Annotated in this window: 20 protein-coding genes; 13 read left to right on the forward strand and 7 right to left on the reverse strand. The window is 63.6% G+C overall.

The annotated features are described in order from the left end of the window. The first annotated feature begins 105 nt into the window (after nt 1-105). From SMD31_RS02965 to msrA, 4 genes are all read left to right on the forward strand, one after another. Entirely contained in the window at nt 106-978 is an 873-nt protein-coding gene (locus SMD31_RS02965; RefSeq protein WP_320499226.1) for an ImuA family protein, read from the forward strand. After that, on the forward strand, nt 947-2,446 hold the full coding sequence (locus tag SMD31_RS02970) for a Y-family DNA polymerase (protein WP_320499227.1): 1,500 nt from the start codon (nt 947-949) through the stop codon (nt 2,444-2,446). Before SMD31_RS02965 ends, SMD31_RS02970 begins: the two co-directional genes overlap by 32 nt. After that, entirely contained in the window at nt 2,446-5,886 is a 3,441-nt protein-coding gene (locus tag SMD31_RS02975; protein WP_320499228.1) for an error-prone DNA polymerase, read from the forward strand. Before SMD31_RS02970 ends, SMD31_RS02975 begins: the two co-directional genes overlap by 1 nt. Nucleotides 5,887-5,968: 82 nt before the next feature. Beyond that, nucleotides 5,969-6,628 carry a peptide-methionine (S)-S-oxide reductase MsrA gene (gene msrA / locus SMD31_RS02980; RefSeq protein WP_320499229.1) on the forward strand — a complete coding sequence of 220 codons (660 nt, stop codon included), beginning with the start codon at nt 5,969-5,971 and terminating at the stop codon, nt 6,626-6,628. A 124-nt stretch (nt 6,629-6,752) separates the two neighbouring features. Here msrA and SMD31_RS02985 read toward each other — a convergent pair whose 3' ends face one another. The 3 genes from SMD31_RS02985 to otsB are packed head-to-tail and all read right to left on the reverse strand — an operon-like array spanning nt 6,753 to nt 10,669. Continuing rightward, complete coding sequence (locus SMD31_RS02985) at nt 6,753-8,117, reverse strand: alpha,alpha-trehalose-phosphate synthase (UDP-forming) (RefSeq protein WP_320499230.1); 1,365 nt, start codon at nt 8,115-8,117, stop codon at nt 6,753-6,755. Further along, nucleotides 8,102-9,895 (reverse strand): glycoside hydrolase family 15 protein, encoded by a 1,794-nt coding sequence (locus SMD31_RS02990; RefSeq protein WP_320499231.1) that lies wholly within the window; start codon nt 9,893-9,895, stop codon nt 8,102-8,104. The genes SMD31_RS02985 and SMD31_RS02990 overlap by 16 nt, the downstream gene beginning before the upstream one ends. Then, nucleotides 9,896-10,669, reverse strand: coding sequence for a trehalose-phosphatase (otsB, locus tag SMD31_RS02995; RefSeq protein ID WP_320499232.1), 774 nt, complete (start codon nt 10,667-10,669; stop codon nt 9,896-9,898). It abuts the gene before it with no gap. 185 nt (nt 10,670-10,854) lie between these two features. On the opposite strand from otsB, the gene SMD31_RS03000 reads away from it, so the two are divergent. Then, nucleotides 10,855-11,358 (forward strand): PAS domain-containing protein, encoded by a 504-nt coding sequence (locus SMD31_RS03000; protein WP_320499234.1) that lies wholly within the window; start codon nt 10,855-10,857, stop codon nt 11,356-11,358. Here the strand turns inward: SMD31_RS03000 and gloB are convergent. Next, nucleotides 11,355-12,143, reverse strand: coding sequence for a hydroxyacylglutathione hydrolase (gene gloB / locus SMD31_RS03005; protein WP_320499236.1), 789 nt, complete (start codon nt 12,141-12,143; stop codon nt 11,355-11,357). The two genes, SMD31_RS03000 and gloB, sit on opposite strands and share 4 nt — an antisense overlap. Nucleotides 12,144-12,244: 101 nt before the next feature. Here gloB and SMD31_RS03010 point away from each other — a divergent pair, with 101 nt between their 5' ends. Further along, the gene (locus SMD31_RS03010) at nt 12,245-13,000 is read left to right on the forward strand and encodes a class I SAM-dependent methyltransferase (RefSeq protein ID WP_320499237.1); all 756 of its coding nucleotides are present in this window, start codon (nt 12,245-12,247) and stop codon (nt 12,998-13,000) included. Here SMD31_RS03010 and SMD31_RS03015 read toward each other — a convergent pair whose 3' ends face one another. Continuing rightward, a complete protein-coding gene (locus SMD31_RS03015) occupies nt 13,001-14,287 on the reverse strand; it encodes an MFS transporter (RefSeq protein ID WP_320499238.1) in 1,287 nt (428 codons plus the stop codon). Nucleotides 14,288-14,394: 107 nt separating this feature from the next. Next, nucleotides 14,395-15,294 carry a LysR substrate-binding domain-containing protein gene (locus SMD31_RS03020; protein ID WP_320499239.1) on the reverse strand — a complete coding sequence of 300 codons (900 nt, stop codon included), beginning with the start codon at nt 15,292-15,294 and terminating at the stop codon, nt 14,395-14,397. 109 nt (nt 15,295-15,403) lie between these two features. On the opposite strand from SMD31_RS03020, the gene SMD31_RS03025 reads away from it, so the two are divergent. Beyond that, entirely contained in the window at nt 15,404-15,598 is a 195-nt protein-coding gene (locus SMD31_RS03025) for a hypothetical protein (protein WP_320499240.1), read from the forward strand. On the opposite strand, the gene SMD31_RS03030 is transcribed toward SMD31_RS03025, so the two are convergent. Beyond that, nucleotides 15,588-16,502: a diacylglycerol/lipid kinase family protein gene (locus SMD31_RS03030; RefSeq protein WP_320499241.1), complete on the reverse strand. Its 915-nt coding sequence runs from the start codon at nt 16,500-16,502 to the stop codon at nt 15,588-15,590. The two genes, SMD31_RS03025 and SMD31_RS03030, sit on opposite strands and share 11 nt — an antisense overlap. Before the next feature lie 271 nt (nt 16,503-16,773). Here SMD31_RS03030 and rpmH point away from each other — a divergent pair, with 271 nt between their 5' ends. The 6 genes from rpmH to SMD31_RS03060 all read left to right on the forward strand — a co-directional run bounded on the left by rpmH (nt 16,774) and on the right by SMD31_RS03060 (nt 20,802). Then, the gene (gene rpmH / locus SMD31_RS03035) at nt 16,774-16,908 is read left to right on the forward strand and encodes a 50S ribosomal protein L34 (RefSeq protein ID WP_320499242.1); all 135 of its coding nucleotides are present in this window, start codon (nt 16,774-16,776) and stop codon (nt 16,906-16,908) included. 52 nt (nt 16,909-16,960) lie between these two features. Next, nucleotides 16,961-17,326: a ribonuclease P protein component gene (rnpA, locus tag SMD31_RS03040; RefSeq protein WP_320499243.1), complete on the forward strand. Its 366-nt coding sequence runs from the start codon at nt 16,961-16,963 to the stop codon at nt 17,324-17,326. A 2-nt stretch (nt 17,327-17,328) separates the two neighbouring features. Further along, nucleotides 17,329-17,607: a membrane protein insertion efficiency factor YidD gene (yidD, locus tag SMD31_RS03045; protein ID WP_320499244.1), complete on the forward strand. Its 279-nt coding sequence runs from the start codon at nt 17,329-17,331 to the stop codon at nt 17,605-17,607. Between the two features lie 26 nt (nt 17,608-17,633). Then, nucleotides 17,634-19,484 (forward strand): membrane protein insertase YidC, encoded by a 1,851-nt coding sequence (gene yidC, locus SMD31_RS03050; RefSeq protein ID WP_320499245.1) that lies wholly within the window; start codon nt 17,634-17,636, stop codon nt 19,482-19,484. Between the two features lie 7 nt (nt 19,485-19,491). Next, on the forward strand, nt 19,492-20,133 hold the full coding sequence (yihA, locus tag SMD31_RS03055; RefSeq protein WP_320499247.1) for a ribosome biogenesis GTP-binding protein YihA/YsxC: 642 nt from the start codon (nt 19,492-19,494) through the stop codon (nt 20,131-20,133). Nucleotides 20,134-20,307: 174 nt separating this feature from the next. Next, a complete protein-coding gene (locus tag SMD31_RS03060) occupies nt 20,308-20,802 on the forward strand; it encodes a DUF4823 domain-containing protein (RefSeq protein ID WP_320499249.1) in 495 nt (164 codons plus the stop codon). The last annotated feature ends 113 nt before the right edge of the window (nt 20,803-20,915 follow it).

Genomic DNA, 20,915 nt, shown 5'->3' on the forward strand with positions numbered 1-20,915 from the left:
GTTGTTTAACGTAAATTACATCACGCAAAACACCCCGGTCAACCAAAATGTTCGTTTTATGTTCTCATTCCTTGACTCTCCGTCAAGAGAGAACAAAAACAGAATATGATCCGGAAGCAAGCCATTGTCCCCGCCGCCCATCCCCCTTCGAGCGAGCCGCCGCCGGGGCTCATTGCCTTGCGTCGGCAGATCGCCTTGCTGGAGAAATTGCCCCAGGCCGGGCTTGAGGGCGGAGCCGCAAAATCCCTCACCTGGGGCCTTGCCGCGATCGACCAGCACCTGCCCGGCCGCGGGCTGATATTGGGCGCGCTGCATGAATTCGCGGGCGAGGGGCAGGATCTCGAGGAAGGGACCTTGCCCGCCGCCGCCATCGCCCGCCTCATCGGCCGACTGCATGCACGAGGCAGTATCGGCAGCGTGTTGTGGATCAGCCGGCAGCGCGATCTCTACGCCCGCGCCTTGCCGTATCAAGGGCTCGATCCAGACCGACTGCTGCATCTTGAAATCCGGCGCAATGGCGATGCGCTGTGGGCGATCGAGGAGGCCTTGCGCTGCGCCAGCCTCAGCGCCGTGGTGGGCGAGGTTGCGGCCCTCGATCTGACGCAGAGCCGGCGGCTGCAATTGGCGGCGGAAAAAAGCGGCGTGCCGGCTTTGCTCATCCGCCGCTCGGCCCGCGCGCAAGATCTCAAATCTCTCAGCCGGCAGCCGATCGCCGCCGTGACGCGCTGGCGCATCGCGCCTGCTGCATCCTTCGGCACGCCGGCAGCACCGCATCCAATTCTGCCGGGCGCCCCGCGCTGGCATCTCGATTTGTGGCGCTGCCGCGGCGGCAGGCCCGCCAATTGGCTCATTGAGGAGCATGACGATGGATGGCGAGAAGCGACGTTTCCTCAGCCTGTTCCTGCCCCGCTGGGCGAGCGATTGCTGGCACCGCCGGCAGCGGCGGATGACATCGGGCACAAGCGCGCCGCAGGCTAAGGCCCAGCCGGCTAAGGACCAGCCGGCACCGCTGCTGCTGGTGCGCAGCAGCGGCAATATGCGTGTGGTGCACGGGGCAGATGATATTGCCCTGGCACGCGGCCTCTATCCGGGCCAGCGCCTGGCCGATGCCCTGGCCTGCGTCCCAGAAGCACGGGTGGAGGATGCCGACCCCACCGGCGATCTCGCCAGGCTGCATGCGCTGGCGCAATGGGCGACGCGCTTCTCGCCCCATGCCACGCCGGATGCGCCCGATGGCCTGATGATCGACATCACCGGCTGCGCGCATCTCTGGAAAGGCGAGGAGCAGCTGATGGCCGATGCGCTGACGCGCTTGTCCCGCCAGGGTTTCACCGTCCGCGCCGCCATCGCCGGCACGATCGGCGCTGCCTGGGCCAGTGCCCGTTTCGGCGGTGAGCGCGCTATCATCCCGCCTGGCAGCATCTCGACCGCCTTGCACGCCTTGCCCATCCGCGCGTTGCGCCTCGACGATGCAACGGCGATCAGCCTCGATCGCCTCGGCTTGCGGCGGATCGGCGATCTTTATCCTTTGCACCGTGCCGACGTGACCAAGCGTTTCGGCGCCACCTTGCTGGCAAGGCTCGATCAGGCATTGGGCTATGCCGCCGAGACGCTCTCGCCGCTTGCGCCCTTGCCGGACCACCGTGTCAGCCTGGTCTTTGCCGAACCGATCTCGGCCCCGGAATCCATCGCCCGCGCGTCGGAATTGCTGATGACGCGCCTGCTGCGCGAATTGGAAACGCAGGAGCTCGGCATTCGACGCTTAGGCCTCATCGCCCATCGCCTCGATGATGAAGCCCCCGGCCTTATCATCGGCACGGCGCGGCCCAGTCGGGACGCCAAGCATCTCCTGAAGCTGCTCGCCGAGAAGATCGAAACCCTCGACCCCGGCCCCGGCATCGAACGCATGAGCCTCAGCGCCTTGGTGGCCGAGAAGATGACCGGCGTGCAGGCGGATTTCGAGCGCCGCCACCCCGGTATTGCCGAGGCCGATCTCGCCCCGCTCGTCGACCGGCTGACCAATCGCCTGGGAGCCGGCAGCGTCACCATCCCGCGCGCGGTGGCGAGCCATGTGCCCGAACGCGCCGTGGTTTTCACACCGCCCATGCAAAAGAAAGCACCCGGCAGCGATTGGTCGGTCGACCTGCCGCCGCGCCCCATCCGTTTGCTTTCGCGGCCGGAGCCGATCGAAGCCACGGCACCCATACCGGACGATCCGCCGCTCTCCTTCCGCTGGCGCCACATGCATCACCGCGTCGCCAAGGCCGAGGGGCCGGAACGCATCCGCCCCGAATGGTGGCAGGCCATGGATGACGGCAAGGAGACGCGCGACTATTACCGTGTCGAGATCGAAGACGGCCGCCGCTTCTGGCTCTTCCGCAGCGGTCTTTATGCGCAGGATACGGCGCACCCGCCGCGCTGGTTCCTGCACGGAATCTTCGCCTGATGCGCCGCAAGTCGCCATCCGAAAAGATCATCGACCTACCGGTGGTGCCGCGCCCACCGCGCCAGGATGATCGGCTGGACGAGGCTTATGTCGAGCTTTCCACCATGACCAATTACAGCTTCCTGGAAGCGGCATCCCACGCCGATGACCTGGCCTTCACCGCGGCAGCCCTCGGCATGACGCATCTGGGCATTGCCGACCGCAATTCCCTGGCCGGCATCGTACGCGCCCATGTCGGCTGCCAGAAGGCCGGCATCCGCCTGGTGGTCGGTTGCCGCCTCAGCTTCCGCGACGCCCCCGACATTCTCGCCTACCCCGTCGACCGCCTGGCCTATGGGCGCCTGTGCGAGCTTCTCACCCTCGGCCGCCGCCGCGCCAAGAAAGGCGAATGCCATCTCGATTACGCCGATTTCGCCGCGGTGAAGGAAGGGTTCCTCGCCATCGTCGTGCCGGTTCAGACCCCTCACCCCAACCCCTCTCCCCAGAGGGGCGAGGGGCTTAACACGCATACGATGGCGGCTCCCTCGCCCCGCGACAGCGGGGAGAGGGCTGGGGTGAGGGGTGGAAATAACGCGCCCGGCCTCAAAGCTTTCCTCCACCTCTTCCACACCCATTTCGGCCGCGACGGCTACCTCGCCCTCACGCATTATTATCGCGGCGACGACGCCAGGCGACTGCGGGACTTACAAGCACTTTCCGACGAGACGGGACTTCGCACCATTGCCATCAATGAAGTGCGGCATCACCACCCGGATCACAAGATGCTGTTCGACGTGCTGACCTGCGTGCGCCATCACTGCACCATCGACAATGCCGGATTCCTGCTGGAGAAGAATGCCGAGCGGCATCTGAAACACGGCGCCGAAATGCGGCGCCTCTTTCGCGGCCTGGAGGACGCCGTCGCCCGCACAACAGAGATCGCCCAGCGCTGCACCTTCTCGCTCAACGAACTCAAATACGAATATCCGGACGAGGTCGTGACGCCGGAGAAGACGCCGCTGGAAAGCCTGCGCGAATTCGTCTGGAAAGGCGCCAAATGGCGTTACCCGGAAGGTCTCCCGAAAGGTCTTGCCGGCAAGATCGAGCACGAGCTCGACCTCATCGCGCGCTTCGATTACGCGCGCTATTTCCTGACCGTTCACGACATCGTCCGCTTCGCACGCAAGGAAGGCATCCTGCATCAGGGGCGCGGGTCGGCGGCGAATTCCGTGGTCTGTTTCTGCCTCGGCATCACATCCATCGACCCGACCAAGGTCGATCTCCTCTTCGAGCGCTTCATCAGTGCTGCCCGCAAGGAACCACCCGATATCGATGTCGATTTCGAACATGAACGGCGTGAAGAGGTCATCCAGCACATCTACAAGAAATATGGCCGCGACCGGGCAGGCCTTGCCGCCACCATCATCTGCTATCGCTCGCGTGCCGCCTTGCGCGATGTGGGGCGTGCCTTGGGCCTTTCCGACGATGTCATCAACCGCATGTCGAAGATCGTCTGGGGCTGGTCGGACAAGGCCTTGACCGAAGACCAGATCCGCCAGGCAGGGCTCGACCCCACCGACCGGCGCCTGGGGCTGACGGTGATGCTGGCCGGCAAGCTCATCGGCACGCCGCGGCATCTCTCGCAGCATGTCGGTGGCTTCGTCATTTCCAAGGGGCCGCTCTCGCGCCTCGTCCCCATCGAGAATGCGGCGATGGAAAACCGCACCGTCATCCAATGGGACAAGGACGATCTCGACGCCGTGGGCCTCCTGAAGGTCGATATTCTGGCGCTCGGCATGCTGAGTTGCATCCGCCGCGCCTTCGACTTCATCCACCGGATCTATGGCAAGCGCTATAATCTCGCCACGATCCCGCAGGATGATCCGATGACCTACGAGATGCTGTGCCGGGCGGATTCGGTCGGCGTCTTCCAGGTCGAAAGCCGTGCGCAGATGAGCATGCTGCCGCGCCTCAAGCCCCGCACCTTCTACGACCTCGTCATCGAAGTGGCGATCGTGCGGCCGGGGCCGATCCAGGGCGACATGGTGCATCCCTATCTCAGGCGCCGCAACGGTGAGGAGAAATCCGACCCGCCGAAGGAGGAACTCCGCGCCATCCTCAAGAAGACGGAAGGCGTGCCCCTGTTTCAGGAACAGGTGATGAGGATGGCGATGGTCGCCGCCGATTTCACCGCCGACGAGGCCGACGAATTGCGCCGTGCCATGGCGACCTTCAAGAAGGTCGGCACGATCCGGAACTATCACGACAAATTCGTCGGCGGCATGTTGAAGAACGGCTACCAAGCCGATTTCGCCGAAAAATGCTTCAAGCAGATCGAGGGCTTTGCCAATTACGGCTTCCCTGAGAGCCATGCCGCGAGCTTTGCCCTGCTGGTCTATGTTTCGGCCTGGCTCAAATGCCATTACCCCGCGGTCTTTGCGGCAGCCCTCCTCAACAGCCAGCCGATGGGCTTCTACGCACCCGCACAGATCGTGCGCGATGCGCGTGACCATGGCGTGCGCGTGACGGGTGCCGATGTCAATTTGAGCGGATGGGATTGCGATCTTGAAGGTGGCGGACGGCCGACGGACTTTGCCAAAAACTTCGAAGATAATCGCCGTCGCGCCGCCCATGGCCCGATCCTGCGCTTAGGGCTGCGCCAAGCCGACGGCTTGAAGGTCGATGAGATGAAGCGCCTCGTCGCCTTGCGCGATGGCGGCTATCAGAGCATCGACGATCTGTGGCGCCGATCCGGCCTCAGCCCCAAATCCCTCGCCCGTCTTGCCGAGGCAGACGCCTTCCGTTCGATGGGCCTCGACCGGCGCCAGGCGCTTTGGGCCGTGAAGTCCTTGGGCGAAGAACCGTTGCCGCTCTTTGCCGATGTCGAAGCCTCGCCGATGCAGCGGGCCGATCTGCCGGAGATGCCTTTGTCGCAGCAGGTGGTCGAGGATTACCAGACGCTGCGCCTCTCCCTGAAGCGCCACCCCCTCACCTTCCTGCGCGAGACGCTGGCGCGACGCGGCATCATCCTCAACCGGAAACTCAGTCACCTCAAAAACGGCGACCGGGTCTTTGTCGGCGGCCTCGTCCTGGTGCGCCAGCGCCCGGGAACCGCCAGCGGCGTCATCTTCGTGACGCTTGAGGATGAAACCGGCATCGCCAATCTGGTGGTCTGGCCCAAGGTCTTTGCCAGCCACCGCGCCATCGTCATGGGGGCCAAGCTGATGGCCTGCCAGGGGCGTGTGCAGATCGAAGGCAAACCGCCGCATCAGGTCGTCCATGTCGTTGCCGAAAAGCTCGTCGATATGAGCGACCTGCTGATCACGTTGCACGAGGACCGAAGTCGCTTCCTCGACCCACCCGTGGCCCGCGCCGATGAAGTCGCCCATGGCGGCGGCGGCCCCGATCCGCGAGAAAGACGGAGACCCGCTCTCCTTACCCGCAGCAGGGACTTTCATTGAGCGCATAACATACCAGGTAACACCCTTGGCAGCCGATCCGTAAAAGCCCATATAGGACCCACGCCAGAAACGGAGACCGCTGATGTTCTCTTTTGCCCGCAAGCCCTTGGCCCTGCCCGATGCCGACACCGCCTTGCCCGGCCGCGCCGAGGCGATGCCGCTTCATGCGCCCCATGTCATCACCGGCAAGAAGCTGACCGGCCCCTATCCGGAAGGCCTTGCCGTCGCCGATTTCGGCCTGGGCTGTTTCTGGGGTGCCGAGCGAAAGTTCTGGCAACTGCCCGGCGTCTATGTGACGGCCGTGGGCTATCAGGGCGGCTTCACGCCCAATGCCACCTATGAGGAAACCTGCAGTGGCCTTACCGGCCATACCGAGGCCGTGCGCGTGGTCTATGACCCCGCGAAGATCAGCTATGCGCAACTTCTGAAGACGTTCTGGGAAAGCCATAACCCGACGCAAGGCATGCGCCAGGGGAACGATGTCGGCACGCAATACCGTTCGGCCATCTACACCCATTCAACGGCGCAGCAGGACGAAGCCATCGCCAGCCGCGACGCCTATCAGGCCGCCCTGCTGAAGGCCGGCGCCCGTGATCCCATCACCACCGAGATCGCGGCGGCCCCGCCCTTCTATTTTGCCGAAGACTACCACCAGCAATACCTTGCCAAGAATCCCGGCGGCTATTGCGGCCTTGGCGGCACGGGCGTCGTCTGCCCGATCGGCACGGGTGTCGACGCCTGATCTTCTCGGGCATCACCCGCGGCCTTCTAAATCGTCATCCCCGGGCTTGACCCGGGGATCCAGTCTGTCGATCCCAACGCTGGATGCCCGGATCAAGTCTGGGCATGACGGCCTGATACTCGGCTCACGCCGCCAGTGCCGCGAGGAAATTGCGGCAATAGCTTTCCGCCGTGATGGTGAAGACGCGTGCGCGCAACCGGTCCATACGGTCGCGCCGCTCCTCTAGCGGCATGGTCAGTGCCTGGTGCATGGCATCGGTGATCTCGCCCGGATCGTAAGGGTTCACGATCAGCGCTTCACTGAGATCCTCCGCAGCACCAGCAAAACGTGAAAGGATCAGCACGCCGGGGTCATTCAGATCCTGTGCCGCGATGAATTCCTTGGCGACCAGATTCATGCCGTCCCGCAAGGGTGTGACCAACGCCACCTTGGCCGCGCGGTAGAATCCCGCCAATGTGGCCCGGCTCATCGGCCGCGTCATATAGCGCAGCGGCACCCAGTCGAATTCGGCATAGCGACCGTTGATATTCCCGGCCTTGCGGTCAAGCTCGCGCCGCAGGGCCTGGTATTCCGACACATCCTCGCGGCTCTTTGCCGCCACCTGCAGATAGCTGACCTTCTGCCGGTGCTCGGGGTGATCGTGCAGCAGCTTGCCAAATGCCGCGAACCGATTGGGCAATCCCTTCGAGTAATCGAGCCGGTCGACCCCGATGACCAGATCCCGTCCCACGAGACTGGAGAGCAGGCGCTTCGTCTCGGTCGAGCGTTCGGCCTTTGTCGCCATCGCCGCGAAACCCCGCGCATCGATACCGATCGGATTGGCAATGGCGCGGCTGGTGCCGTCCGCTGTCACGAAGGCACCGTCGGCACCCGGTTCCGTGCCCAGCACCTGCTTCACCGCATCGAGGAAATCGCGCCGATGCTCCTCGGTCTGCAAGCCCACCACGTCATAAGCCAGAAAAGCGCGCAGCAGCTTTTCCCCTTGCGGCAGGGCGCTGAAGAGCGAGGCCGGCACGAACGGGATATGCAGGAAGAAACCTAAGCGATTGCGGACACCCAGGCGCCGCAACTCAGCACCCAGCGGAATGAGGTGATAGTCATGGATCCAGACGATGTCGTCGGGCTCCAGTTCCAAGGCAAGTGCCGCGGCGAAGGTCCGGTTGACGGAAAAATAGCCGTCGAGATCCTCGCGCTTGAAATCGATCAACCCGAGGCGGAAATGCAGCAGCGGCCACAGCGTCGAATTGGCATAGCCGACATAAAAGCGATCATAATCCTCCTGGTTGAGGTCGATCGTCGCATAGGTGATCTTGTCGGCCTCGATCTTGCGCACCGGATTGCGGGCACTGGCCGAGATTTGCCCGCTCCAGCCGAACCACAAACCGCCATCCTTCAAGGCATCGGCAATACCCACGGCAAGGCCGCCGGCGCGGGCGCCCCGTTCCGTCGGCACCGGTACACGGTTGGAAACGATTACGACGCGCGCCATAGGCCCTCCTCCCAGGAACGGCTGAGGCGCATCGCGGAGAGGATCATGCCGACCATGGAGAAGGTCTGCGGGAAGTTTCCCCACAACACGCCGTTGCTGCCGTCGAGATCTTCCGACAACAAGCCAAGATGATTGCGGTGCGACAGGATGCGATCGAACATCGCCTTGGCCTGCTCGCGCCGCCCGGTCGCCACAAGCGCGTCGATGAACCACCAGCTGCACACCAGAAACGCCGTCTCCGGTTTCCCGAAATCATCGGGCTCGTTGTAGCGCAGCAGAAAGCCTTCGTGCATCAGGCGCTCCTCCACGACCTGCATGGTGCGCAGGAAGCGCGGATCGTCATATCGAAGCAGCCCGATCTCCGGCAAAGTGAGGACCGCCGCATCACAGATGTCACTGTCAAAGGCGCCGGCAAGCCATCCGTCGGTGGCTGCCGTTGCCCGCATCAGGATCGTCTCCTTGAGATCCGCGGCAAGGTGCAGCCAGCGATCGCGATCCTCCATCTCGCCCACCCGGCCGGCGATCAGCCCCAGCCGATGCAGCGCGGCCCAGCACATGGCAGCCGAATGTGTGTGAATGCCAGTGCGTTCGCGATACTCCCAAAGGCCCGCATCCGGCGCCAGGGCGGAAGCCGCGGCCAGATCGCCGATCGGCCGCAACTGCCGATAGAGGTCGAGATCGCCGATATTGGGCAGGCGCTCGTCATAGAACATCTGCGCGGCGGTGAGAATGATCGAGCCATAACCGTCATGCTGGCGCTGGATGACGGCGGCATTCCCGACACGCACCGGCCCCATGCCACGATAGCCGGCCAGTGCCGGCGCCACATGTTCCGAGACATCCTTGCCCGGCACGATCGGATAGAGCGGCACTTCCGGTGAAATGCCGGCACTCAGCACAGCGTTGAGGATGAAGCGAACATGTATCTCCATGGTCCGCGTCGCACCCAGTCGGTTGAGCGCCGTCACGGTGAAATAGGAATCCCGCAGCCAGCAATAGCGATAATCCCAGTTGCGCCCGGAATGCGCCGCTTCCGGGACCGAGGTCGTCAGCGCCGCAACGATGGCGCCGGTGTCCTCGAAGGTACACAGCTTCAAGGTGATGGCAGCCCGGATCACCGCCTCCTGATAGTCGAACGGCACGGCCAGGTCGCGCACCCAGTCGCGCCAATAGGTCGTCGTCTGATCCAGAAAATCGCTGACCAGCGCCTGCGGCGCCTCCGGGATCGTCTCGTCGCTGCCGATGATGAGATTGATCGGCCGGTCGAGCAGGAATTCCACTTCATTGGCCAGATAGCTCACCGGCATGTCGGTGGTGACGCGTAGCGCGTTGTCACCGGCAACGAAGCGCACATGGTTGCTGCCGATCAGCGCTTTCGGCGTGGTGGCTCCATAATCGAAGGTTGGCCGTACTCTCAGCTTTATTCGACAGCGCCCGGTCAGCGGCTCAATGCGCCGCACCAGCATCGGTGGGCAAAAAATGCGGCCAAAGCGCACGAAGCGTGGCGCAAAATCGATGACTCGTACCGACCCGCCATGACTGTCGGTGAAGCGCGTCTCCAGGATCGCCGTGTTGCGCTGATAGACCTGCGCGGATGCGACACCGTCGACGACGACGATGTCGGCAAAGCCGGCCACCGGCGCCTCGCCATTCACCAACGCATTGAACAGCGGATCGCCGTCGAAACGCGGGTAGCAGAACCACTGATGCCGACCCGCGCGGTCAACGAGGCTCGCCACCGTGCCATTGCCGATGACACCAAGATCGAGATGCGGCATTCAGGACCTCGCCGTCTGTTGGGCAAGAGGCGCGTCGATGGCAGCGAGATCCGAAAGCCAGGCGCGCACCCGCGCCGGTTCACCGGCAAAGGCATCCGCCACACGCAGGCCGATGCCGCCCATCTGCTCAGCTGCTGCGATCGCGTCTTCATCGGTAACGTCGTCACCAATGAACAGCGGCAAGCGCCCGCGAAACGTCTGGTTGTCCATCAAGCGCCGCAAGGCAGCACCCTTGTTGATCGACCGGTGGCGCAACTCGCGTGCCATCAAGGCCGGCAGAATGTCAAAATGAGGATCGCTCTCGACGAATTGTTCCAGCAAGGCCGTCACCGGCACGCTGAAAGCGGGATTGGCACGGTAATGCAAGGCAAGGCCATGCGACTTCTCCTCCACCAGCACACCCGGCCAGGCTTCCGCCGCGCGGTGGATCATCTGCCGCCAATGGCTCGGCACCATGGTGCTTGCATCCGCTTCGAGGACGTCACCTTGTGGCAGCCGCAGCACGGCACCGTGTTCGCCGGCGGCGCTGATCAGCAGCGGATGCAGCAGGCGATCGATCGTGCGCAGCGACCGGCCGGAAAGAATCGCCAAGGCACCCCCCAGCTGGTTGCGCAAGGTGGCCAGTACCTCGACCAGATGCTTTGGAACCAGAACCGATTCCGGTGATGCGGCGATATCGAGCAGCGTTCCGTCGAGATCAAGAAACAGCGCCCAGGCGCCTTTTTCCAGTATGTCGGGGCGCGGTGGCGCTATGTGGCTTCTCTGCAACATCATTGATGATCTCTGCCCATGGTGGGGGCCATGGATTCCTGCCTCTTGGTCGTTAGGGATGATTTCTCCGTTTCATCAACGCCGTGGGCATGGGATGGTTCCGCGCCTGCGAAGAGGTGCTTGGGTTTGCCACCTCATTGCGCTAGTGTTGCCAAGAACGCGTTCAGCATCCCAACCCAGACGGATTGATGTCCAGATCGCCGCGTGTTGACGGCCAAGTCGTTGCCCGAGAAGCTGCTCCTGCGCAGGTCGTGCCGGCGCATTCCTATCACAATGACATTCTCGCCTTTCATGCCTTCTGGCAGAGAAAATGCCGCGGCCGCGTCATGCCGGCACGACAGGATTTTGATCCGGGCGAGATGGTCACCTTCCTGCCCGGCATCGTACTCATCGATGTCGTCGCCGATGCCCGCCGCTTCGTTTACCGGTTGCTCGGCACCCGCGAGGTGGCGATGCGCAATGCCGATCCGACCGGCAAGGGCGTTGCCGAAGGCTTTTACGCCGCCTCTGCCGAAGCGGCCCTGGCGTCTTACGAAGACGTCCTGACGCGCCGCGCCCCGCGCTTCGAGCAGCGTCGATTCCTCACCCCGGACAATCGCATCGGCCACGAGCAGACGGTGATCCTGCCGCTATCCGACGATGGCCAGACGATCAACAAGATCATCGCCTACACCCATCATCACCTGATCTAGAAGTGGTCCTTCGCGGCGCGGATTGCGCCCAGCACGTCGGCATCGGCACTGCCCTGCCCACCGAAGCGGCGCTGCAAATCAGGCTGGTCGGCGCGCAGGAACGGGTTGCAGGCCTTCTCGACACCCAGCGTCGAGGGAATGGTGAAACGGCCGGCCGCACGGTCGCTGGCAACCTTCTCCGCCTGCGCTCTCAAGGCAGCGTTCTCCGGCTCCGCCGCCAGGGCAAAGCGCGCGTTGGACTGCGTGTATTCATGGGCGCAATAGACCCGCGTCTCGTCCGGTAAGGCGCGCAGCTTCAGCAGGGACGACCACATCTGCGCCGGGGTACCTTCAAAGAGGCGGCCGCAGCCCAGCGAGAACAGCGTGTCGCCGCAAAACAGCGCATGATCGGCAGCAAACCAATAGGCGATGTGACCCCGCGTGTGACCCGGGACGAAGAACACGCGCGCATGTCGGCCACCGAAATCGACACCGCTGGCCTCATCGACCGCCACATCGATGCCGGGAATGCGGTCGCGGTCATAAGCGGGGCCGATCACCTTGCAGCCGGTCTTGGCCTTGAGGTCCAGATTGCCGCCGACATGGTCGCCATGGTGATGCGTGTTGAGAATATGGCTGAGCTGCCAGCCACGCGCCGCGCAGGCCGCCAAGGTTGGTGCCGCCTCGGCCGGATCCACCACGGCCGTCTCGCCACTGGCCGGATCATGGATCAGAAAGCCGTAATTGTCGGACAGCATCGGAAAAACGACGATATCCAGCGCCGCTGCGGTGGCATCCTGTGGCATGGCGGGCTCCAAATCGAACTGGCTCAATCACTTACTTTGAGGCTGACGATAACAGCGGATATGCCATAATCAAGGCATCGTTCAGCAAAGATGGGCAGCCCTTGTTTCAAGACGTCGTCGATGTCCGCGATTTCTACCAGACGCCCCTCGGCAGAGTGACGCGTCAACTTTTGCGCACGCGCATTCGTGACATGTGGCCGGATGTGCGCGGCCAATCCGTACTCGGCCTGGGCTTCGCCACCCCCTTCCTGCAGGCCTTTCGCGGCGAGGCGGAACGGGTGCTCGCCATCATGCCGGCAGGCCAGGGCGTCGTGCATTGGCCCCATGATGAACCGAACCTCACCGCTCTGGCCGATGAGACGGAATTGCCGCTGCAGGATTATTCGGTCGACCGCATCCTGATGGTCCACGGCCTCGAAGGTTCCGACCATCCCGGCGACATGCTGCGCGAGGCCTGGCGCGTGCTGGCCGGCGGCGGTCGCCTGTTGCTGGTGGTCCCCAACCGGCGCAGCTTCTGGGCGCAGAGCGAACGCACGCCCTTCGGCTTCGGCCAGCCCTATTCGTCGGGACAGCTTTCGCGCTTGCTGCGCAACCATTCCTTCACGCCACTGCGCACCGAACGCAGCTTGTGCTTTCTGCCCTTCCGCGCCCGGTCCTGGCTGCGCATGGCGCCTGGCTGGGACGCTTTCGCCCGCCACGCCATGCCGGGCCTTGCCGGGGCCATCCTGATCGAGGCGACCAAACAGGTCTATGGCGCCATCCCGGTCAAACGCGCGCGCCGTGCCTTGCCCGCGATGGTGCGGGTACCGGCTGCCGCCGCGACGCGCGGCCTCAGCCGCGAAAAGCTGTCGGAATGATCAGGCCGCGATAACCGCCATCCGCTTCAATCGTGCCCGTTCGGCAAAGACGGCGGCGACGCCGATGACGCAGGTGAAGGCGACGTAATGCGCCGGCGCCAGCGGGTCGGCTTGCGTCAGCAGCGAGACAAGCAGCGGCGTCACGCCGCCGAAGACCGCATAGGCGACATTGTAGGAGAATGAAATGCCGGTGAAGCGCACGGCGGCCGGAAAGGCCCGCACCATGACCACCGGCACCGTGGCAATGGTGCCGACGCAAAAGCCCGTGACGGCATAGAGCGGCAGCAACAGCACGGCCGATTGTGCGACCCCCAGATAGAGCGCATAGCCGCTGCCCGCCAGACCGATGGCACCGACCAGCATGACGCGCGGCGGTCCGAAGCGGTCACACGCCATGCCAACCAACACACAGGAGATGCTCAGCGCCAGGGTCGCCACCGCATTCGCCGGCAGTGTATCGGCGGGCGTGAGGCCGTGAAGTTTCTGCAGCAAGGTCGGCGTCATCAGGATGAAGACGACGATACCGGCGGTGAGCGTCCAGGTGGCCAGCGCCGAGATGATCACGGCTGGCGTATGGTCGCGCAGCACCGCCTTCACCGGCAGGATCTCGCTCAGCGCCTTCTTGGCGCGGATTTCCTGGAAGACCGGCGTCTCGTCCAGATAGCGGCGCAAATAGACAGCGACCAGGCCGAAGATGCCACCGGCAATGAAGGGGAAACGCCAGGCATAGGCGCTGATCTCTTCGGGCAGATAGAAGCGGTTGACGCCGGTCGCCACCACGGATCCCAGCAGGATGCCGGCGGTAAGGCCGCAGGTGAGGAGGCCGCAGGCAATACCGATGCGATTGGCCGGCACATGCTCGGCGACAAACACCCAGGCGCCCGGTACCTCGCCGCCGATCGCCGCCCCCTGCAACACGCGCATCACCAGCAACAGCAAGGGGGCTGCGTACCCGATCTGCATGTAAACCGGCAGCAGGCCGACGAGCAGCGTCGGCACGGCCATCAGGAAGACGCTTAACGCAAACATGCGCTTGCGCCCAAAGAGGTCGCCGAAATGCGCCATGACGATGCCGCCCAAGGGCCTGGCAAGATAACCGGCGGCGAAGATGCCGAAGGATTGCAGCTGGCGCAGCCAGTCCGGCATGTCTGGCGGGAAGAACAATTGCCCGATCACCGCCGTGAAGAAGACGAAGATGATGAAGTCGTAGAATTCCAGCGCACCGCCCAGGGCAGCAAGGCTCAACGTCTTCACATCCTGGCGGGTCAGCTTGCGGGCGGCACTCATGGCAATATCGTCTGGCTCACATCATGAAAAATGTGCCGGCACTATAATTGCCACTGCAGCAATCGGAGCTTTGCATTTCCTGCAACCTGCCGTGACCAAGCTGCAGCTTAGTTGCGCTCTTTTGTCGCGTGTCCGATCGAGACCAGGCTGCTCTCCAGCGTTTCCATCAAGGCTTCGCGCAAGCGCTGTGTCGCCGCCGACGGCGTTTCCTCGCCGACATGGAGATAGAGGTCGATGGGCGGCGCCATGGGCGGCAACCCGCTGGTCTCATCGAGCATCTTGAGCCGTGATGGAATGCCCTCCGCCGTGCGCGGTGTGACACCAAGCCCGGCTTCGACCGCTGCATAAAGCCCCGCCAGGCTGGGGCTGTTGAAGGCAATGCGCCACGGCATGCCCGCGGCATCCAGCGCCTCGATCGCGCGCGTGCGGAAGGTGCAGGGTTGCTTGAACGCCAGCAGCGGCACCGGCTCGCCCGCCCGCAATTCGAAATCGGCGGCACCAACCCAGCGCAGCGGCACCTCGCCGATCTTGCTGCGGCGCGGGCTCGGATAATTGCCCCAGCACAAGGCGAGGTCGAGTTCTCCCTTCTCCACCGCTTCCGCCAAATGCACGCCGCGCTCGACCCGCACATCGACCTTGATCTGCGGATGCGCGCGGGCAAAGCGGCCCAGCAATCGGGGCAGCCAGCTTTCGGCGAAGTCCTGGACCAGGCCCAAGCGCACCCAGCCTTCGACCGCGACGCCACGCGTGGCGGCAATCGCCTCGTCGTTCAGTTCCAGGAGGCGCCGCGCATAGGAAAGCAGGATTTCGCCCGGTGCGGTCAAAGCGAGGCCCCGCCCTTCCTTGCGCAGCAGGCTCTCCCCGACCTGCTCCTCCAGTTTCTTCAGCTGCAGGCTGATCGCCGATTGCGACCGGCCGAGGCGCTCGGCGGCCTTGGCAAAGCTCCCCAAATCGGTGCCCGTCACGAACGAGCGCAACACATCCATGTCGAGATTGGTCAGTTGCATCGTTCAGTTTTCCGAAAGCGTTACTTTTGAACTACCCATTTTTCAAAACGATCCTCGGCGACTACATCCAAATCGTCAACCCGAAACCGCCCCGAGGAGGGCTTTGAACATGTCCGATTTCGTTCTGAAGGAGATTTCGCCGCGCCAGCACACGGTCGGCCTCGGCGCCGTCCTGGTCGCGCTGTTGATCGTCGCCGCCTTGGTCGTGACCGCCATCAAGATCAGCAGCAACGCCCAGGCCGCCGGCCTGCCGCCGTTGATCGACTTCGACAATCCGGCCAGTCTCTCCGCCTTTACCGCCTGATCGGCATGACCAATTGCACCGGCACCGGGGCGACGGTGATTCGGGCCGGGAGATGGCCCAGGATATCGCCGTCACCCTGGACCGGATCGCCCTCGGGGCCGGTGATGGTCACCTCGCGCCCTTCCAAGATGCTGTAACCGAAGGCTTTCGGCAGCCGCCCGAGCCCCAGGGCCAAGGCATAGCGCAGCATGTGAAAGACGCCTTTTCGCTCGAACAGGCAGATCTGGAAGCTGGGATCGGCGAGCCGCGCTTTCGGTGCCACGACATGGCGGCCGCCGTAAAAGCGCCCCTTGGCGACGATGATCGAAGCCGCCTCGATCGGGGGCTGATTGTCGATGCTGACCCGATATATCGGAAAACCGAAACGAAACAATTGCTTGAAAGCACCCCAGACATAGGCGCCCTTGCCGATCCGGCGTTTCAGCGCAACATCGAGATCGGCTACCACATGCGCATCCACCCCCACCCCGGCCATCAGGGTGAAGGCCCGGCCATTGGTGCGCCCTATATAGATGGCCTGCGATTGGCGGGCATCGATCGCCGCGGCAATCGCCTCCGGATTGACGGCAAGGCCGATTTCGGCCGCCAGCACATTGGCTGTGCCCATCGGGATGATGGCGACCGGCAATCCGGCTGCGGCCGTGCTGAGGCCGTTGATCGCCTCGCCGATCGTGCCGTCGCCGCCGGCCACGGCCAGTAAATCGGGGCGCGATTCCTTTGGCAGATCAGCAATTTCCCGGGCCATACGCTCGGCATCGCCACGGGCACCGGTCGGCCGCAGGTCGATCGCCCAGCCGCGCGCAGTCAAACGGTCGCAGACGTCTTCCAGCGTCAGACGCCGCCGACGCCCGGCGATAGGATTGAAGATGATGGCGATGCGTGGTGTCACGAGGGCGTCGGGCATGATTTTGGGTGGGCCGGACCCTAGAACAATCGCCGGTTCCTTGCATGCCCCTAATTAATCGAGCCAGTCGATCATTCATCTCTACAATGACGCCCCGCTCGATTAAAAAATCCCTCGCAAACAGCGTTTTCAGCGGTATACGGCAGCGGAACAATACCCTATAAGCAGCCCCTTGCGGCCGCCCCAAGCGGCCCATCCGATTGACTCTGGCCGGGGCTTTCTTTATATAGCCGCGCCAAACCGCAACTGATTGAATTCTTGGAGATTTACCGTGAAACGTACTTATCAGCCGAGCAAGCTGGTCCGTAAGCGCCGCCATGGCTTCCGTTCGCGCATGGCGACTGTCGGTGGCCAGAAGGTCGTCTCGGCGCGTCGGGCCAAGGGCCGCAAGCGTCTCAGCGCCTAACCGGCGCTGGACACTTGTTCCCAGCCGCTCGTCAAAGCTCACGCCTCGTACGATGACCCGCATCGGCCGCCTGAAACGGCGTGCCGAATTCTTGGCCGCCGCCGCTGCAAACCGCAAATGGGTGGCGCCAGGCCTGGTCCTGCAGGCGCGTAAAGTCGATTCCGACCCCACCAGCGCCGACATACGGCTTGGCTTCACCGCCAGCCGCAAGGTCGGCAATGCCGTTTTGCGCAACCGCGCGCGGCGGCGTCTCAAGGCTGCCGCGGCCGAGGTGCTGCGCGATGCAGCCATCGCCGCCAAGGGCACCGACTTGGTACTGATCGCACGCCCCGCCACGGTCGCACGTGACTATCGGGCGCTCCTCGAGGATTTCCGCCGCGGCCTCAAAAAGCTGGGTGTAACCGGGGCGGCGTCGTGAGCATGTTCTCGCTCCAAAAACTGACGCGGAAACTCGGCATCCTGCCGATCCGCTTCTATCAACTGACGCTTTCAAGCTTCTTCGGCTTTCACTGCCGCTACCAGCCGACCTGCTCGGCCTACGGCATCGAAGCCATCGAGCGGCACGGCCTCATTAAAGGCCTCGCCCTCACCTTCCGGCGCCTGATGCGCTGCCACCCCTGGGGCGGCAGCGGCTACGACCCGGTACCGCACGAACACGACCATGGCTGCAGCCATCCGGCTGCCAGCACACACCACTAAACTCATACCGGGATTCGATCGCCGCCATGACGCCGCAGACCGATAAGAAGAACATGATCGTCGCCATCGCCCTCTCGGCAGCGATCATCTTCGGCTGGCAGTTCTTCTACGAAATGCCCCGCCAGGAAAAACTGCGCGCCGCGCATGAAGCCCAGCTGGCCGAGCAGGCAGCAACCCAGGCCGCCAACCCGGCCGTGACGGGTAGCACGAACAGCACGGCGACAACCGGTGCTGCGGCCCCCGCTGCGGCGACGCCCGGCAATATCGGCACCGCCCAGCAATTGCCGCGCGACGAAGCCCTGGCCCAAAGCCAGCGCATCGCCATCGACGCGCCCAAGCTGAAGGGCTCGGTGGCCCTCAAGGGCGGCCGCATCGACGATCTGGTGCTGAAGAACTATCGCGAGACGGTGGCACCGGACAGCCCGAACGTGGTGCTGCTCACCCCCTCCAATTCGCTGCACGGCTACATTGCCGAGACCGGCTGGTGGGCCGCCGCCGGCACCGCTGTCCCGAATGCCGCGACCCTGTGGACGGCAGCTGGCAGCCAGTTGACGCCGCAATCGCCGCTGACCCTCACCTGGGACAATGGCGCCGGCCTCGTCTTCACGCGCAAGATCTCGATCGACAACGATTACATGTTCAAGGTCGAGGATTCGGTCGCCAACAACAGCGGCGCCTCGGTTTCGCTGTCGCCCTATTCGCGCGTCGCGCGTTTCGGCCTGCCGCCCTCGCCCAGCCAGACCTACGTGCTGCATGAAGGCCCCATGGGTGTGTTCGACGGCACGCTGAATGAAGAGAAGTACCATTCGGTCAAGAGCCACTACGAAGATGCCGAAGCCAATGCGCCGAAGTCGATGGACTTCACCAGCACCGGCGGCTGGGTCGGCATTTCCGACAAGTATTGGCTGGTGGCGCAGGTGGCTCCGGCCGACGCCAAGCTGACGGCGCATTACCTCTACGATCCGAAATTCGATTCCTACCAGGCCGATTACGTCGCCGATGCGCGTGACGTCGCGGCCGGCGCTTCCGCCACCTTCACCCACCAGGTTTTTGCCGGCGCCAAGGAAGTGAAGGTGCTGGAGAACTATCGCGACAACCTCAACATCCCGATGTTCGAGCGCGCGGTCGATTTCGGCTGGTTCTTCTTCCTGACCAAGCCGCTCCATGCCTTCCTCGATTGGATCGTGCGCTATATCGGCAACATGGGCATCGCCATCCTGGTCCTCACCGTCTGCGTCAAGGCGGTCATGTTCCCGCTCGCCAACAAGTCTTACGCCTCCATGAACAAGATGAAGGCCCTGCAGCCGCAGATGGCCGCCTTGAAGGAGCAGTACGGCGAGGACAAGGGCCGCTTCCAGCAGGAGATGATGGCCCTCTACAAGAAGGAGAAGGTCAATCCGGCTGCCGGCTGCCTGCCGATCGTCGTGCAGATCCCGGTCTTCTACGCGCTCTATAAGGTGCTCTACGTCACCATCGACATGCGCCAGGCGCCGTTCTTCGGCTGGATCCACGATCTTTCCATGCCGGACCCGACCTCGGTCCTAAATCTCTTCGGCCTCATCCCGTGGGATCCGCATCTCTACATGACGATGCCGATCGTGGGTGCCATCATCCATCTGCTGTCCATCGGCGTCTGGCCGCTGATCATGGGCTTCACCATGTGGGCCCAGATGCGCCTCAACCCGACGCCGCCGGATCCCGTGCAGGCCAAGATGTTCGCCGTGATGCCGTTCGTCTTCACCTTCATGCTGGGCTCGATGCCGGCGGGTCTCGTCATCTACTGGGCGTGGAACAACACCCTTTCCATCGCGCAGCAGAAATACATCATGTACCGGCACGGCACGAAGCCGGCGCCCAAGCAGCCCAAGAAAGCCTGACGACACCGTGAGCGGAGAACGCAAGGCAGGAGAACGGACCCCGGGCGACGCGCTGTTCCAGCGCGAGTGCCAGTTCGTGGCCGGCGCCATGAAGCTGGAACAGCTGCCGCCCATGGGGCCGATCGAGATTGCCTTTGCCGGCCGCTCGAATGTCGGTAAGTCGAGCTTGGTCAACGCGCTCACGGGCCGCAAGACGCTGGCCCGCGTCTCGCAGAATCCGGGGCGTACCCAGCAGCTCAACTTCTTCGATCTCCATGGCACGTTGGTGCTGGTCGACATGCCGGGCCACGGCTACGCCAAGGTCGGCAAATCCAAGGTCGCCGAATGGTCGCAGCTGATCGAAGGCTATGTCCGCGGCCGCGCCAATCTCAGGCGCGTCATGCTCCTGATCGACAGCCGCCACGGCTATAAGGACAGCGACATCCATCTGATGGACCTCCTCGACCGCTTCGCGCTGTCTTATCAAGTCGTGATGACCAAGGCCGACACGGTGAAGCCCAAGGAACTCGAGGCCAACCGGCAGAAGTTCCTGGACCAGATCAAGCGCCGCCCCGCGGCCCACCCGGAAATTCTCGTCACCAGCGCCGAGGCAGGTGTCGGCCTGACCGAGGTCCGCGACACCCTGGCGACGCTGGCCGCGCAGGGGTAGACCACACCATTTGCCGTCATGGTCCGCGCAGGCGGACCACCCACGAATTTCCTGTCAGCCGCACGACCACTTCGGTCCCTGCCAACACGCGCGCGAATCAGCTAGTAAAGAGGTCGTTGTCTCATACGTCCTATTGCCAGGTGATTCTTGTCCAAGTGTGTCGCAATACTTCTTTTGGTCATTTCGTTGACCGGCTGCGTCAGCAAGTACCGGCTCGACAGCTACGAAGCCCCAGTAAGCCGCCTCGGCAAGCAATCGACATTCTACGTGGCCCTGCCGGCCGACGGTCAGTATAGCGGGACGACCTACCCGCAATCCGGCGCTGCGACCGCGCAGGTCATCTCGTCGACGCTACAGGTCCATGTCGACAAGGTCGTGATCGGAACGACGCCGGCGGAAGATCTGACCGCTGCCTTGAAGCAGGCACAGCAGCGCGGCCTCTCGCATGTCTTCCTCGCCACGATCCTCAACTGGGAGGAACGGGCGACCGAATGGTCGGGCATACCGGACAAGATCACGTTGAAAATGGCTGTTTACGACGCCCAGACCGGGAAGGTGGTATCATCGACCGTCAGCAGCGCCAGCAGCAAATGGGGTACCTTCGGCGGTGACCACCCGCAGGATCTGCTGCCGGAACCGATCAAGCGATTCGTCGACCCGCTATTCTAGGCTTGGTTTTGGAGCCATGGCCCAGCTGCCCTGACGGATTGGATACAATGGGCCCGCTCGCCAGCCTCCCTGAATTCCCTCTTGATTTTGCAGCCCCCCGACCGCACTTTGCG

It is taken from the genome of Dongia rigui, from assembly GCF_034044635.1.
GTDB classification, from domain to species: Bacteria; Pseudomonadota; Alphaproteobacteria; order Dongiales; family Dongiaceae; genus Dongia; species Dongia rigui.

Coding starts and splice junctions, on each gene's coding strand:
- SMD31_RS02965 (WP_320499226.1), top strand. CDS start 106: ATGATCCGGAAGCAAGCCATTGTCCCCGCCGCCCATCCCCCTTCGAGC.
- SMD31_RS02970 (WP_320499227.1), top strand. CDS start 947: ATGACATCGGGCACAAGCGCGCCGCAGGCTAAGGCCCAGCCGGCTAAG.
- SMD31_RS02975 (WP_320499228.1), top strand. CDS start 2,446: ATGCGCCGCAAGTCGCCATCCGAAAAGATCATCGACCTACCGGTGGTG.
- msrA (WP_320499229.1), top strand. CDS start 5,969: ATGTTCTCTTTTGCCCGCAAGCCCTTGGCCCTGCCCGATGCCGACACC.
- SMD31_RS02985 (WP_320499230.1), bottom strand. CDS start 8,117: ATGGCGCGCGTCGTAATCGTTTCCAACCGTGTACCGGTGCCGACGGAA.
- SMD31_RS02990 (WP_320499231.1), bottom strand. CDS start 9,895: ATGCCGCATCTCGATCTTGGTGTCATCGGCAATGGCACGGTGGCGAGC.
- otsB (WP_320499232.1), bottom strand. CDS start 10,669: ATGATGTTGCAGAGAAGCCACATAGCGCCACCGCGCCCCGACATACTG.
- SMD31_RS03000 (WP_320499234.1), top strand. CDS start 10,855: ATGTCCAGATCGCCGCGTGTTGACGGCCAAGTCGTTGCCCGAGAAGCT.
- gloB (WP_320499236.1), bottom strand. CDS start 12,143: ATGCCACAGGATGCCACCGCAGCGGCGCTGGATATCGTCGTTTTTCCG.
- SMD31_RS03015 (WP_320499238.1), bottom strand. CDS start 14,287: ATGAGTGCCGCCCGCAAGCTGACCCGCCAGGATGTGAAGACGTTGAGC.
- SMD31_RS03020 (WP_320499239.1), bottom strand. CDS start 15,294: ATGCAACTGACCAATCTCGACATGGATGTGTTGCGCTCGTTCGTGACG.
- SMD31_RS03025 (WP_320499240.1), top strand. CDS start 15,404: ATGTCCGATTTCGTTCTGAAGGAGATTTCGCCGCGCCAGCACACGGTC.
- SMD31_RS03030 (WP_320499241.1), bottom strand. CDS start 16,502: ATGCCCGACGCCCTCGTGACACCACGCATCGCCATCATCTTCAATCCT.
- rnpA (WP_320499243.1), top strand. CDS start 16,961: ATGACCCGCATCGGCCGCCTGAAACGGCGTGCCGAATTCTTGGCCGCC.
- yidD (WP_320499244.1), top strand. CDS start 17,329: ATGTTCTCGCTCCAAAAACTGACGCGGAAACTCGGCATCCTGCCGATC.
- yidC (WP_320499245.1), top strand. CDS start 17,634: ATGACGCCGCAGACCGATAAGAAGAACATGATCGTCGCCATCGCCCTC.